Below are 12,374 nucleotides of genomic sequence, written 5' to 3'. Positions count from 1 at the left end.
GGACGATCACCGAAGCGGAGCACGGAAAGGAAACCGGCACCGCCCGCGGGGTTCCGAAAGGGTCCGGCGGCAAGCAAGGAAGTGGACGATGGCGAACCAGTCCGGCGGCGACAGCAAGAACACGCTTTATTGCAGCTTTTGCGGCAAGAGCCAGCACGAGGTCCGCAAGCTGATTGCGGGTCCGACCGTATTCATCTGCGATGAATGCGTCGAATTGTGCATGGACATCATCCGCGAGGAAACCAAATCCACCGGTCTGAAATCCGGCGACGGCGTGCCCACGCCGAAAGAGATCTGTCAGGTTCTTGACGACTATGTGATCGGGCAGGAACATGCCAAGCGCGTCCTGTCGGTGGCGGTGCACAACCACTACAAGCGGCTGAACCACGGCAGCAAATCCGATATCGAACTGGCCAAGTCGAACATCCTGCTGATCGGCCCGACCGGCTGCGGCAAGACGTTGCTGGCGCAGACGCTGGCGCGGATCCTGGACGTTCCGTTCACCATGGCCGATGCCACCACGCTGACCGAGGCGGGATATGTCGGCGAGGATGTCGAGAACATCATCCTCAAGCTGTTGCAGGCCAGCGAATACAATGTCGAACGCGCGCAGCGCGGCATCGTCTATATCGACGAGGTCGACAAGATCACCCGCAAGTCCGACAACCCCTCGATCACCCGCGACGTGTCGGGCGAAGGCGTGCAGCAGGCCCTGCTGAAGATCATGGAGGGCACGGTTGCCAGCGTGCCGCCGCAGGGCGGGCGCAAGCATCCGCAGCAGGAATTCCTGCAGGTCGACACGACCAACATCCTGTTCATCTGCGGCGGGGCGTTCGCGGGGCTGGACCGGATCATCTCGCAGCGCAACAAGGGCACCGCGATGGGTTTCGGCGCGACGGTCAAGGACAACGACGATCGCGGCGTGGGCGAGGTCTTCATGGAGCTTGAGCCCGAGGATCTGCTGAAATTCGGCCTGATCCCGGAATTCGTCGGCCGTCTGCCGGTGATCGCGACGCTGACCGATCTGGACGAAGAGGCGCTGATCATCATCCTGACCAAGCCCAAGAACGCGCTGGTCAAGCAGTATCAGCGGCTGTTCGATCTGGAAGGGGTTGAACTGACCTTCACCGACGATGCGCTGAACGCCATCGCGCGGCGCGCGATCAAGCGCAAGACCGGCGCGCGCGGGCTGCGCTCGATCATGGAGGACATTCTGCTGGACACGATGTTCGAATTGCCGGGTCTGGACAGCGTCGAGGAAGTCGTCGTGAACGAGGATGCGGTCGAGAACGCATCGGTCAAGCCGCTGCTGATCCATGCCGACCAGAAAAAGGAAAGCGCCTCGGCCGGCTGAACCGTCGGGGCCTGCGCGGCGGCGGGCCGCTGCGCCGCGACGCGCGGGCGCGGCAGGGCGCGCAGTCTCTGGACGTCGGCCCCCGCTTGCGCCATATCTCGGACAGCCCTTGAAGGAAGGTTCGCACTGATGTCGTTTCTGCTTCGCACCCTGACCTGGTGGAACAGCCAGACCATCAACACCCAGTTCTGGACGTGGCGGAACGGCAAGAAGGTCGGCGAGGACGATCAGGGCAACGTCTTCTATCAGAACAAGGACGGCTCGCGCCGTTGGGTAATCTACAAGGGCGAATCCGAGGCAAGCCGGGTGACGCCGGAATGGCATGGCTGGCTGCACCACACCTGGGACGAGCCGCCGACCGAGGTGCCGGTGCCGCGCAAGGTCTGGGAAAAGCCGCATGTGCCGAACATGACCGGCACGCCGGCGGCGTATTATCCCGAAGGATCGCTGTATCGTGCCGAACCGGCGGTGCGGCGCGATTACGATGCCTGGCAGCCGGAATAGATGACCGCCCACGCCGAGCATCGGGCCGAACAGCGCGCCGAACTGATCGCCGGGGCCATCGTGCTGATCGTCGCGGCGGGGTTTCTGGCCTGGGCGTCCTGGGGCGATCTGTTCAGGTCGGGCGGTTACGAACTGACGGCCTCGTTTCCCGATGTCGACGGCGTCGAGGTCGGGACCGAGGTCCGGCTGGCGGGCGTCAAGGTCGGGCGCGTCGCGTCAGTTCGGCTGAATCCGCAGACCTACATGGCCGATGCCGCGATCACCCTTCCCGACACGGTCGTCCTGCCGGCCGACAGCGCCGCGATCATCCAGTCCGACGGATTGCTGGGCGGCTCCTACATCCAGATCCAGCCCGGCGGCAGCCCCGACGATCTGGCGCCCGGCGACGAGATCGAGGATGTGCAGGGCGCGGTCAGCCTGATCCAGCTGATGATGAAATTCGTCGACAGCCAGTCGCAGGACGCGGAGCCGGGCCCGTGATCCGCGCCGCGCTGACCGCCCTGCTGACATTCCTGCCCGCCGCGGTCGCGCTGGCCGCGGATGAGGTGGCGCGCGCGGACGGTGCGTTGCTGCGCGGTCTGGACAAGGTGTCGGGCCGCACGACCGAGATCCGGTTGCAGGTCGGCGAGGCGACGCGTTTCGGCCGGCTGGAGGTGCGTCTGGGCGAATGCCGCTATCCCGCCGGCGATCCCAGCTCTGACGCCTATGCGCAGCTGGCCATTACCGATCTGGCGCAGAACGTGACGCTGTTCAGCGGCTGGATGATCGCCAGTTCGCCCGCCTTGTCGGCGCTGGACGATGCCCGCTATGACGTCTGGGTGATTTCCTGCCAAAGCTGATCGGCGGGCAGCAGCGGCGCCGCCGTGAAATCGGCACGGATGCGCAGCGCGGCCGACAATCGGCGGCGATACTGGTCGCGGCTGATCTCGATCCCGCCCATGCGGGCCAGATGCGGGGTCAGGAACTGCGTGTCGAACAGCGTGAAACCGCAACGCGCCAGATGCGATGAGGTCCACAGCAGCGCCATGCGCGACCCGTTGCTGCGATGCGAAACCATCGATTCGCCGAAGAACGCCGCGCCAAGCGTGACCCCGAACAGCCCGCCGGCAAAGCTGCCCTGCTGCCGGATCTCGATGGCGTGGGCGTGGCCGGCCAGATGCAGTTCGCGATACAGCCGCGCCAGCTGCGCGTTGATCCAGGTTTCGTCCCGCGCGGCGCAGGCGGCCACGATGGCATCGAAATCGCGGTTCAGATGCGCGGACCACCCGCCCCGCCGCAGATCGCGCCGCAGCGACCGCGCGGCATGCACGCCGCCCACCGGCAACACGCCCCGGATCGGCGGATCGAACCAGTAGAGGTTCGGATCATCCGCGCTTTCGGCCATCGGGAACACCCCGCGCGCATAGCCCGACAGCAATTGCGCAGCGGTCAGCATCGCGGTCGCGTCAGCCGAATTGCTGTTCCAGCCAGCGTTCCAGCCAGTGGATCGAGTAATTGCCGCTTTGGATGTCGGGCTCTTGCAGCAGGGCGCGGAACAGCGGCATGGTCGTGTCGATGCCGTCCACGATCATCTCGCCAAGAGCGCGGTCCAGCCGGGCCAGTGCCTCGCGCCGGTCGCGGCCATGCACGATCAGCTTGCCGATGAGACTGTCGTAGTAAGGCGGGATGGAATAGCCCTGATACAGCGCCGAATCGATGCGCACGCCCAGCCCGCCGGGGGCGTGATACTGGCTGATGCGGCCGGGGCAGGGGCTGAAGGTCGGCGGCTTTTCGGCGTTGATGCGCACCTCGATCGCGTGGCCGCGGATCGACAGCCGGGCCTGTTCGAACTCCATCCCCTCGCCGGCGGCGACAAGGATCTGCTGGCGGACCAGATCGACGCCGAAGATCGCCTCGGTCACCGGGTGTTCGACCTGAAGCCGGGTGTTCATCTCGATGAAATAGAACTCTCCGTCCTCGAACAGGAATTCGATGGTCCCCGCGCCGGCATAGCCGATCTTGGCAACTGCGTCGGCGCAGGTCTTGCCGATCCGGTCGCGCTGTTCGGGGGTGATGACGGGGCCGGGCGCCTCTTCCAGGACCTTCTGGTGGCGGCGTTGCAGCGAACAGTCGCGTTCGCCCAGATGGACGGCGCGTCCCTGGCCGTCGCCGAAGACCTGGATCTCGATATGGCGGGGTCGTTGCAGATATTTCTCGATATAGACGTCGGGGTTGCCGAAGGCGGCCTTCGCCTCGGCGCGGGCGGTGCGGAAGGCGCTTTCCAGACCGTTGTCGTCAAGCGCGACCTTCATCCCGCGCCCGCCGCCGCCGGCGGTGGCCTTGATGATGACCGGATAGCCGATTTCGGCCGCGACCCTGCGGGCGCTGTCCACATCCTCGACGCCGCCGTCGCTGCCGGGCACGCAGGGCACGCCAAGCGCCTTCATCGTGTCCTTGGCGGTGATCTTGTCGCCCATGATGCGGATATGTTCGGCGCGCGGCCCGATGAAGGTGATGCCGTGATCCTCCAGCATCTGCACGAACACGGCGTTTTCGGACAGGAACCCATAGCCGGGATGGATCGCCTGCGCGCCGGTGATCTCGCAGGCCGACACGATGGCGGCCATGTTCAGATAGCTGGCCGAGGACGGCGCCGGGCCGATGCAGACGGATTCGTCGGCCATGCGCACATGCATGGCCTCGGCGTCGGCGGTGGAATGGACCGCGACCGAGGCGATGCCCATTTCCCGGCAGGCGCGGATCACGCGCAGCGCGATCTCGCCCCGGTTGGCGATCAGGATCTTGCGGAACATGCGGCCCTCACTCGACGACCATCAGGGGGGCGCCGAATTCGACCGGGCTGCCATCGTCGATCAGGATGCGCTTGACGGTGCCGGCGCGGGGCGAGGGGATGTGGTTCATGGTCTTCATCGCCTCGACGATCATCAGCGTCTCGCCCTCGGCGACGGACTGGCCGATCTGGACGAAGGCCGCAGCGCCGGGTTCGGGCGACAGATAGGCGGTGCCCACCATGGGCGAGGTGACGATGCCGGGCAGGTTCACCGGATCTTCGGGTCCGGGCGCGGCACCCTGCGCGGCGGCGGACGGCGCCGAACCGGCGGGCGCTGCGGGGGCTATGGCGGGCTGGGCGGCGGGCGCGCCGGAATAGGTGACCTGTCTGCCGTGCTTGGACAGCTTGACGGTCAGCCGGTCGTGATCGCCGTATTCGCGCTTGACGGAGATGTCGCTGAGTTCGCTGGCGTTCAGCAGTTCGGCCAGCGACCGGATGAAGGCCACGTCGCCTTCGTGATGCTTGCCGTTTTCAGAATCGTTGCTCATGCCGTCCTCTGCCGTGTTCTGGTGCCGCCTGTCTGTCGCATCTGCGGCGGTTCGGTCGCTTATAGCCCCGTAAGGCAGTCAAGGGGAAGGGATTCGCGTCGCCGCCGGATTTCGACCGTCACTTTCTGGCGGCCTTTTCGGCGATGCCCGACACCCCCTCGCGCCGCGACAGTTCCGCCTCGACATCGGCCAGCGACAGGTCGCGCGCGGCCAGCATGACCAGCAGGTGATACAGAACGTCCGCCGCCTCTCCGATCAGGCGGTCGCGGTCGCCTTTGACGGCCTCGATGACAGCCTCGATCGCCTCTTCGCCGAATTTCTCGGCGCATTTTTCGGGTCCGGCCGCCAGCAGCCGGGCGGTCCAGCTGTCGTCGGGATCGGCGGATCCGCGGGCGGCGACGGTATCGGACAGGCGTTGCAGCGCACTCATGTCAGCCTCATCGGGATGCCGGCCGCAGCCATGTGGGCCTTGGCCTCGGCGATGGTGAAGGTGCCGAAATGGAAGATCGAGGCGGCCAGAACGGCGCTGGCATGGCCCTCGATCACGCCCTCGACCAGGTGATCCAGCGTGCCCACCCCGCCCGAGGCGATGACGGGGACGTTGACCGCATCCGCGATGGCGCGGGTCAGGGGCAGGTTGAAGCCCGCGCGCGTGCCGTCGCGGTCCATGCTGGTCAGCAGGATCTCCCCGGCCCCCTTCGCCTCGATCATGCGGGCAAACTCGACCGCGTCGATGCCGGTGGCCCTGCGCCCGCCATGGGTGAATATCTCCCACCGGTCGGGGGCGACGGTCCGGGCGTCGATGGCGCAGACGATGCACTGGCTGCCGAACCGGTCGGCGGCGGCGGCCACCACGTCGGGATCGGCCACGGCGGCGGAATTGAAGCTGACCTTGTCCGCCCCGGCCAGCAGCAGGGCACGGACATCGTCGGGCGTGCGCACGCCGCCGCCCACGGTCAGCGGCACGAAACAATGTTCGGCGGTCCGCGTGACCAGATCGAACATGGTGCCGCGATTTTCGTGGGTGGCGTGAATGTCCAGAAAGCAGATCTCGTCCGCGCCGGCCGCGTCATAGGCGCGCGCAGCCTCGACCGGGTCGCCCGCATCGACCAGATCGACGAAATTCACGCCCTTGACCACGCGGCCGTCGGCCACGTCGAGACAGGGAATGATCCGGGTCTTCAGCATCGCGTCTAAGCCTTTCCTGCGCCTGCGCCGGTTCTAGAGCGAAATGACCCCGCCGGCCAGAGCGGCGTGACACCGCCCGCCGCCCCCAAGCGATGCGTGCAGGTCATACCGCCCTTGCACGGGCCGGGGCTGGTTTTGCGGGAAAAAAGCACCATATATCAGAATGTAAGACCCGGCATCGTGAACGGGTCTGCCGCAGAAGGACATAAAGACATGGCAAGCAACGCACCGAACCGCAAGATCCTGAACGCCGCCGCAGCGGGTATCGAATACCTGGCCGCGGGACTGGGCGCGCTGCGCGCGTCGGTCCGGCGTAAGCCTTCGACGAACGCCGTGAACGCAGGGGCCGATTACCTGGCCGGCGGTCTGGCATCCTTTGCCGCGATCCCGGTCGAGGTTGACGCGCCCCGCCCGATGCGTCGTCCGGGCGCACATGGCCGCGCGAATGCGCCGCTGGGCCTGGGCGTTCCGGGCTGACGCAATACCGGCGCTGCCTCAGCGCAGCGCCGCCAGCGCCTGGGACAGATCCAGCGCGCCATCGTAAAGCGCCCGGCCCGAAATCGCGCCCGCGATCACGCGGGTCTGGGCCAGCGCCTGAAGATCCTTCATCGACGACACGCCGCCCGAGGCGATCACCGGCACGTTGACCGACCGCGCCAGCGTTTCGGTCGCGGCGATATTGGGTCCCTGCATCGCCCCGTCGCGGTCGATATCGGTATAGACGATCGCCGTCACGCCCGCATCCTCGGCCCGGCGGGCCAGATCGGTGGCGAGGGTTTCGGTGTCCGTCGCCCATCCGCGCGTGGCCACCTTGCCGTTGCGCGCGTCGATCCCCACCGCGATCCGGCCCGGGAACGCATCGGCGGCCTCGCGCATCAGATCCGGATTCTCGACCGCCGCCGTGCCCAGAATGACCCGCCGCACGCCGCGCGTCAGCCAGGCCTCGATCGTGTCCATGTTGCGGATGCCGCCGCCAAGCTGGACCGGGATGTCGATTGCAGCCAGAATCGCCTCGACCGCCGGGGCGTTGACCGGTCTGCCCTCGAACGCGCCGTTCAGATCGACCAGATGCAGCCATTCCGCGCCCGCGTCCTGGAACGCGCGCGCCTGCGCGGCCGGGTCGTCGCCGAAGACGGTCGCCGCCGCCATGTCGCCGCGCAGCAGACGCACGCAGTTGCCGTCCTTCAGGTCGATGGCGGGATACAGGATCATCGTGGCTCTTTCCGTCGTGGTGTCGCGCCCCCTTTGCCATTTTGGCGGGGCAAGGGGAAGGGGCGGACCCGACGTCAGTCTTGCCGGGAATCGGCACGCGACGCAGACTTGCCCGCGACCCGTCCCGAGGAGGAGAGACGATGAAGAAACTTGCCGTGATCGCCGCCCTTTTGCTGTCCGCAGGTGCTGCGGCCGCCGACCCGATCGAAGGCGTCTGGCAGACCCAGCCTGACGAGGGCGCCTTTGCCTATGTCACCATCGCGCCGTGCGGCAACGCGTTCTGCGGCACGATCAGCCGCACCTTCAAGGACAAAAGTGAATACAGATCGCCCAATCTGGGCCGTCAGATCGTGATCGACATGGCGCCCGCCGGCGGCGGCAATTATCAGGGCAAGGTCTGGCGCCCGTCGAACAACAAGATCTATCAGGGCAAGGCCAGCGTGTCGGGCGACCGGATGAGCCTGTCGGGCTGCGTCGCGGGCGGGCTGCTGTGCAAAAGCCAGACCTGGGTGCGCATCCGCTGACCCGTCACCGCGACGATCCGGCGCGCCGCGTCACACGGCGCGCCATTGCGACACGCAGGGAATCTTGTCGCGGTCGCAGCGGTCGGCGTATTTGCGCGCGATTTCCTGCACCTCGGCCAGCAGACCGTCTTCCAGCTTGATCGGATCAAGCCCCATCCCAAGGAAACGGTCATTGGCCACGTGCAGATCGTTCTCGTCCGCCTCGTTGCGGGGGTTTTTCAGGAACGCGATCTCGACCCCGGTCTGATCGGCGATCATCTGCGCCAGATCGCGGACCCGGTGGGTTTCGGTCATCTGGTTCAGGATATTCACCCGGTCGCCGGGCCGGGGCGGGTTCAGCAGCGCCAGTTCGATGCAGCGGCAGGTGTCCTGGATGTGGATGAAGGCGCGGGTCTGGCCGCCGGTGCCGTGCACGGTCAGCGGATAATCGACCGCCGCCTGCATCAGGAACCGGTTCAGCACCGTGCCGTAATCGCCGTCGTAATCGAAGCGGTTGATCAGCCGGTCGTCGCGCCGCGTCTCCTCGGTCTGGGTGCCCCAGACGATGCCCTGATGCAAATCGGTGATCCGGACGCCGTCATTCTTGTTGTAATAGAAGAAGAACAGCTGATCCTGGGTCTTGGTCATGTGATAGATGCTGCCCGGATTGGCGGGATACAGGATTTCCTGCCGGTGGGGGCCGTTCTCGGTCTCGACCATGACGTCAAGATAGCCTTCGGGGATCTTCATCCCCGCCGTGCCATAGCCATAGACGCCCATCGTGCCCAGATGCACCAGATGAATGTCCTGCCCGGATTCGACGATGGCCGCCAGCACGTCGTTGGTGGCGTTGAGGTTGTTGTTGACCGTGTAGCGCTTGTGCCAGCTGGATTTCATCGAATAGGGCGCGGCGCGCTGTTCGGCGAAATGAATCACCGCGTCGGGGCGCTCCTCGCGCAGCAGCGTCAGCAGGCGGTGATAATGCTTGCCGACGGTGAAATTCTCGACCCGGATCGTGTGGTTGGTCAGTTCGTGCCAGGCGCGCACGCGTTCGCCCAGGGGGCGGATCGGGGTCAGGCTGTTCACCTCAAGCTCGACATCGATCTTGCGGCGCGACAGGTTGTCCACGACGATGATGTCATGGCCGCGCGCGGACAGATGCAGCGCGGTGGGCCAGCCGCAGAAACCGTCTCCACCCAGAACGATGATCTTCATGAGATTGCCTTCGTATCCGATCCTTCCGCCCGCTTCTTAAAGGGGCGCGGGGTCGGGCGCCATCCCATGCGGCGGCACTGTCGCAAATCCGTCGCGCGGGGCGGGCTGACCGGCGAAGAAGCGCCGGGTCAGGCGACGGTGCCGCGCGGGTCGATCAGGCGCGCCAGCACCGCGTCGCGGGTGATGTGCCCGCCGCCCTCGACCGGCAGGGCGTCGGCATCGGCCAGCATTCCCATCACCTCGCGCACGGGCATGTCGCGCGGCACGGGCGTTCCCGGCGCGTCGCCCGGTTGGGCCACGTCCGCCGCCGTCAGCACGCCAAGCGGGTTCATGTTGGCGACGAAATCGGCGACATAATCGTTGACCGGATTGGCGATGATCTGGCGCGCGGTGCCGATCTGCACGATCCGCCCGCCCTCCATCAGCGCGATGCGGTTGCCCAGCTTGAACGCCTCGTCCAGATCGTGGCTGACGAAGATGATCGTGCGCTGCGTCTTGGCCTGCACCTCCAGCAATTCGTCCTGCAACCGCGCCCGGATCAGCGGGTCCAGCGCGCTGAACGGCTCATCCATCAGCAGGATCGGCGCCTCGGTCGCAAAGGCGCGCGCCAGACCCACGCGCTGCTGCATCCCGCCCGACAATTCGCCCACCTTGCGGTCGGCCCATTCGGACAGCCCCACGGTTTCCAGCTGCCGGTCCACCATCTCGCGCCGCCTGGCCGCGGACATGCCGGCAAGTTCCAGCCCAAGGCCCACGTTCTCGCGCACCGTGCGCCAGGGCAGCAGGCCGAATTGCTGGAACACCATCGCGACATGGCGCAGGCGCAGATCGCGCAGCGCCCGCCGGCCGGCGCCGGTGACCGAGATCATCTTTTCGCCGTCCCAGATCCGCACCTCGCCGCGGCAGACATCGTTCAGCGCGTTGACGGCGCGCAGCAGCGTCGATTTGCCGGACCCCGACAGGCCCATCAGCACCAGGATCTCGCCCTGCCGGACATTCACGCTGCAATCGTGGACGCCCAGAACCTGCCCGGTCTCGTCCTTGATCGGGCCGCGGTCCAGCCCTTCGTCCATCAGCGGCAGGGCAAGTTCGGGCTGGTCGCCAAAGACGATGCTGACATTGTCGAACTCGACGGCGTTCGGCGCGGTCTGGGTCATTTGCGGCCCTCCATGCGCAGCATCCGGTCCAGCATGATCGCCACGATCACGATGACGAACCCCGATTCGAAGCCAAGCGAGGTGTTCACGCTGTTCAGCGCCCGCACCACCGGAACCCCCAACCCCGAGGCGCCCACCAGCGCCGCGATCACCACCATCGACAGCGACAGCATGATCGTCTGGTTCAGCCCCGCCATGATCTGGGGCAGCGCACTGGGCAGTTCGACCTTCCACAGCAGCTGGCGGTTGGTGGCGCCAAAGGCGCGCGCAGCCTCGACCAGCGAATCGGGGGTCGAGGCGATACCAAGCTGGGTCAGACGGATCGGCGCGGGCAGCACGAAGATCACCGTGGCCAGCAGGCCCGGCACCATGCCGATGCCGAAAAACACGATGGCCGGGATCAGATAGACGAAGGTGGGCAGCGTCTGCATCAGGTCCAGCACCGGCCGCATCCAGGCGTAAAGCCGCGGCCGGTGGGCGGCGGCGATGCCGATGGGCACGCCGATGGCCATGCAGACGATGCACGCCGCCAGCACCAGCGTCAGCGATTGCAGCGTTTCCTCCCAATAGCCCTGGTTGAGGATGAACAGCAGGCCAAGCGCGATCAGCAGGCAGGTGCGCCAGTTGCGCTGCAACGCCCATGTCAGCGCCACCGCCAGCGCCACGAACAGGAAGGGATGGGGGAATTCCAGCGCCGCAAGGATGCGGGCGATCAGCCAGTCCATCGAGGACGAGATCGCGTTGAACAGCCATGCGGCATTCGCGTTCAGCCAGTCGAAGATGGTCTTTGCGGTCCTTCCGACCGGGATCTTGTTGTCGGTCACCAGCGTCGTCAGCTGATCCATGCACTGTCCCTTGTTGCAAGGTCGCGTCCGGCACCGCAGAGGGGCGGCGCGACGTGGCGGGTGCGGATAAGGGCCCCGCCCGGAACGGGCGGGGCGCGTCGTCAGCCGTTCAGGGCCTCGTCCAGCGCGGCTTGGGCATCGTTGCCGTCAAAGGTCGTCACGCCGTCCAGCCAGCCGGTCGCGGCGTCGGGGTTGTCGGCCAGCCATTCCCTGGCGGCGGTCATCGGGTCCTGGCCGTCGTTCAGGATCTTGCCCATCACCTCGTTTTCCATCTGCAGGGTGAATTCCAGATTCTGCAGGAACTTGCCCACATTCGGACATTCCTCGACATAGCCGGCGCGGGTGTTGGTGCGCACCTCGGCCCCGCCCAGATCCGGCCCGAAGATGTCGTCGCCGCCGGTCAGGTAGGTCATCTCGAACTGGGCGTTCATCGGATGCGGTTCCCACCCCAGAAAGACGATGGGCGTGTCGGAATTACTGGCCCGGCTGACCTGCGCCAGCATCCCCTGTTCGCTGGATTCGACCACCTCGAACGTGCCAAGGCCGAACTTGTCCTCGGCCACCATCTCAAGCAGCAGGCGGTTGCCGTCATTGCCCGGCTCGATCCCATAGATCTTGCCGTCCAGCGCGTCCTTGTGCTCAGCGATCCTGGCATAGTCGTCGATGCCCAGATCGGCGCCCGCCTTGTTGGTGGCCAGCGTGTATTTGGCGCCGGTCAGGTTGGTGCGCACGGTGTCGACGGTGCCGGCCTCGTCATAGGGGCCGATATCGGCCTGCATCGTCGGCATCCAGTTGCCAAGAAAGATATCGACGTCGTCGGTGGACAGCGCCGAGTAGGTGACCGGGACCGACAGGATCTTGGTCTCGGTCTCGTATCCCAGGGCCTGCAGCACGGTCGATGCCAGCGCCGTGGTCGCGGTGATGTCGGACCAGCCGACATCCGAAAAGGTGACGTCGCGGCATTGTTCGGGTTCGGCGGCCAGCGCGGGTGTGGCCAGCGCGCTGCCCAGCACCAGCGCCGTGGCGATGCGAAAGAGGCTCATGTTCGGCTCCCTGTTATTGATTGACTAATCAATTA

General features: G+C 66.2%; 16 protein-coding genes. 6 read left to right on the top strand and 10 right to left on the bottom strand.

Going from position 1 to position 12,374, the window contains the following annotated elements; all coding sequences use genetic code 11:
• The first annotated feature begins 88 nt into the window (after positions 1-88).
• The 4 genes from clpX (at position 89) to JHW45_RS10045 (ending at position 2,697) form a co-directional block, all read left to right on the top strand.
• The gene (gene clpX, locus JHW45_RS10060; protein ID WP_272857569.1) at positions 89-1,354 is read left to right on the top strand and encodes an ATP-dependent Clp protease ATP-binding subunit ClpX; all 1,266 of its coding nucleotides are present in this window, start codon (positions 89-91) and stop codon (positions 1,352-1,354) included.
• Positions 1,355-1,483: 129 nt separating this feature from the next.
• Entirely contained in the window at positions 1,484-1,858 is a 375-nt protein-coding gene (locus tag JHW45_RS10055; protein WP_272857568.1) for an NADH:ubiquinone oxidoreductase subunit NDUFA12, read from the top strand.
• Positions 1,859-2,338, top strand: a complete 480-nt coding sequence (mlaD, locus tag JHW45_RS10050) for an outer membrane lipid asymmetry maintenance protein MlaD (protein WP_272857567.1) — start codon at positions 1,859-1,861, stop codon at positions 2,336-2,338. It abuts the gene before it with no gap.
• Positions 2,335-2,697, top strand: coding sequence for a DUF2155 domain-containing protein (locus tag JHW45_RS10045; protein WP_272857566.1), 363 nt, complete (start codon positions 2,335-2,337; stop codon positions 2,695-2,697). Before mlaD ends, JHW45_RS10045 begins: the two co-directional genes overlap by 4 nt.
• Here JHW45_RS10045 and aat read toward each other — a convergent pair.
• The 5 genes from aat to hisF all read right to left on the bottom strand — a co-directional run bounded on the left by aat (position 2,664) and on the right by hisF (position 6,364).
• Positions 2,664-3,293 (bottom strand): leucyl/phenylalanyl-tRNA--protein transferase, encoded by a 630-nt coding sequence (gene aat / locus JHW45_RS10040; protein ID WP_272857565.1) that lies wholly within the window; start codon positions 3,291-3,293, stop codon positions 2,664-2,666. The two genes, JHW45_RS10045 and aat, sit on opposite strands and share 34 nt — an antisense overlap.
• A 10-nt stretch (positions 3,294-3,303) precedes the next feature.
• Positions 3,304-4,650 carry an acetyl-CoA carboxylase biotin carboxylase subunit gene (gene accC / locus JHW45_RS10035; protein WP_272857564.1) on the bottom strand — a complete coding sequence of 449 codons (1,347 nt, stop codon included), beginning with the start codon at positions 4,648-4,650 and terminating at the stop codon, positions 3,304-3,306.
• 7 nt (positions 4,651-4,657) lie between these two features.
• Positions 4,658-5,176: an acetyl-CoA carboxylase biotin carboxyl carrier protein gene (gene accB / locus JHW45_RS10030; RefSeq protein WP_272857563.1), complete on the bottom strand. Its 519-nt coding sequence runs from the start codon at positions 5,174-5,176 to the stop codon at positions 4,658-4,660.
• A 118-nt stretch (positions 5,177-5,294) separates the two neighbouring features.
• Positions 5,295-5,606: a phosphoribosyl-ATP diphosphatase gene (locus tag JHW45_RS10025; RefSeq protein ID WP_272857562.1), complete on the bottom strand. Its 312-nt coding sequence runs from the start codon at positions 5,604-5,606 to the stop codon at positions 5,295-5,297.
• Positions 5,603-6,364 (bottom strand): imidazole glycerol phosphate synthase subunit HisF, encoded by a 762-nt coding sequence (gene hisF / locus JHW45_RS10020; RefSeq protein WP_272857561.1) that lies wholly within the window; start codon positions 6,362-6,364, stop codon positions 5,603-5,605. The genes JHW45_RS10025 and hisF overlap by 4 nt, the downstream gene beginning before the upstream one ends.
• Positions 6,365-6,577: 213 nt before the next feature.
• Here hisF and JHW45_RS10015 point away from each other — a divergent pair, with 213 nt between their 5' ends.
• Positions 6,578-6,841 (top strand): hypothetical protein, encoded by a 264-nt coding sequence (locus tag JHW45_RS10015; protein ID WP_272857560.1) that lies wholly within the window; start codon positions 6,578-6,580, stop codon positions 6,839-6,841.
• Positions 6,842-6,859: 18 nt separating this feature from the next.
• On the opposite strand, the gene hisA is transcribed toward JHW45_RS10015, so the two are convergent.
• Complete coding sequence (gene hisA, locus JHW45_RS10010; RefSeq protein ID WP_272857559.1) at positions 6,860-7,576, bottom strand: 1-(5-phosphoribosyl)-5-[(5-phosphoribosylamino)methylideneamino]imidazole-4-carboxamide isomerase; 717 nt, start codon at positions 7,574-7,576, stop codon at positions 6,860-6,862.
• A 140-nt stretch (positions 7,577-7,716) separates the two neighbouring features.
• Here hisA and JHW45_RS10005 point away from each other — a divergent pair, with 140 nt between their 5' ends.
• Positions 7,717-8,100: a DUF2147 domain-containing protein gene (locus JHW45_RS10005; RefSeq protein ID WP_272857558.1), complete on the top strand. Its 384-nt coding sequence runs from the start codon at positions 7,717-7,719 to the stop codon at positions 8,098-8,100.
• A 30-nt stretch (positions 8,101-8,130) separates the two neighbouring features.
• Here JHW45_RS10005 and JHW45_RS10000 read toward each other — a convergent pair whose 3' ends face one another.
• The 4 genes from JHW45_RS10000 to JHW45_RS09985 form a co-directional block, all read right to left on the bottom strand.
• Entirely contained in the window at positions 8,131-9,294 is a 1,164-nt protein-coding gene (locus JHW45_RS10000) for an NAD-dependent epimerase/dehydratase family protein (protein ID WP_272857557.1), read from the bottom strand.
• Between the two features lie 128 nt (positions 9,295-9,422).
• Positions 9,423-10,451, bottom strand: coding sequence for a choline ABC transporter ATP-binding protein (choV, locus tag JHW45_RS09995; RefSeq protein ID WP_272857556.1), 1,029 nt, complete (start codon positions 10,449-10,451; stop codon positions 9,423-9,425).
• A complete protein-coding gene (choW, locus tag JHW45_RS09990) occupies positions 10,448-11,296 on the bottom strand; it encodes a choline ABC transporter permease subunit (protein WP_272857555.1) in 849 nt (282 codons plus the stop codon). Before choW ends, choV begins: the two co-directional genes overlap by 4 nt.
• A gap of 101 nt (positions 11,297-11,397) precedes the next feature.
• Positions 11,398-12,339, bottom strand: a complete 942-nt coding sequence (locus JHW45_RS09985; protein ID WP_272857554.1) for a choline ABC transporter substrate-binding protein — start codon at positions 12,337-12,339, stop codon at positions 11,398-11,400.
• Positions 12,340-12,374: the final 35 nt, after the last annotated feature.

This window comes from Paracoccus stylophorae (genome assembly GCF_028553765.1).
GTDB classification, from domain to species: domain Bacteria; phylum Pseudomonadota; class Alphaproteobacteria; order Rhodobacterales; family Rhodobacteraceae; genus Paracoccus; species Paracoccus stylophorae.
The sequence above is the reverse complement of the archived record's forward strand: the minus strand, read 5'-3'. Positions and strand labels throughout refer to the sequence as shown.

Excerpts from the sequence above, each read along its gene's own strand:
- clpX (WP_272857569.1), top strand. The coding sequence starts at position 89 with ATGGCGAACCAGTCCGGCGGCGACAGCAAGAACACGCTTTATTGCAGC.
- JHW45_RS10055 (WP_272857568.1), top strand. The coding sequence starts at position 1,484 with ATGTCGTTTCTGCTTCGCACCCTGACCTGGTGGAACAGCCAGACCATC.
- mlaD (WP_272857567.1), top strand. The coding sequence starts at position 1,859 with ATGACCGCCCACGCCGAGCATCGGGCCGAACAGCGCGCCGAACTGATC.
- aat (WP_272857565.1), bottom strand. The coding sequence starts at position 3,293 with ATGCTGACCGCTGCGCAATTGCTGTCGGGCTATGCGCGCGGGGTGTTC.
- accC (WP_272857564.1), bottom strand. The coding sequence starts at position 4,650 with ATGTTCCGCAAGATCCTGATCGCCAACCGGGGCGAGATCGCGCTGCGC.
- accB (WP_272857563.1), bottom strand. The coding sequence starts at position 5,176 with ATGAGCAACGATTCTGAAAACGGCAAGCATCACGAAGGCGACGTGGCC.
- JHW45_RS10025 (WP_272857562.1), bottom strand. The coding sequence starts at position 5,606 with ATGAGTGCGCTGCAACGCCTGTCCGATACCGTCGCCGCCCGCGGATCC.
- hisF (WP_272857561.1), bottom strand. The coding sequence starts at position 6,364 with ATGCTGAAGACCCGGATCATTCCCTGTCTCGACGTGGCCGACGGCCGC.
- JHW45_RS10015 (WP_272857560.1), top strand. The coding sequence starts at position 6,578 with ATGGCAAGCAACGCACCGAACCGCAAGATCCTGAACGCCGCCGCAGCG.
- hisA (WP_272857559.1), bottom strand. The coding sequence starts at position 7,576 with ATGATCCTGTATCCCGCCATCGACCTGAAGGACGGCAACTGCGTGCGT.
- JHW45_RS10005 (WP_272857558.1), top strand. The coding sequence starts at position 7,717 with ATGAAGAAACTTGCCGTGATCGCCGCCCTTTTGCTGTCCGCAGGTGCT.
- JHW45_RS10000 (WP_272857557.1), bottom strand. The coding sequence starts at position 9,294 with ATGAAGATCATCGTTCTGGGTGGAGACGGTTTCTGCGGCTGGCCCACC.
- choV (WP_272857556.1), bottom strand. The coding sequence starts at position 10,451 with ATGACCCAGACCGCGCCGAACGCCGTCGAGTTCGACAATGTCAGCATC.
- choW (WP_272857555.1), bottom strand. The coding sequence starts at position 11,296 with ATGGATCAGCTGACGACGCTGGTGACCGACAACAAGATCCCGGTCGGA.
- JHW45_RS09985 (WP_272857554.1), bottom strand. The coding sequence starts at position 12,339 with ATGAGCCTCTTTCGCATCGCCACGGCGCTGGTGCTGGGCAGCGCGCTG.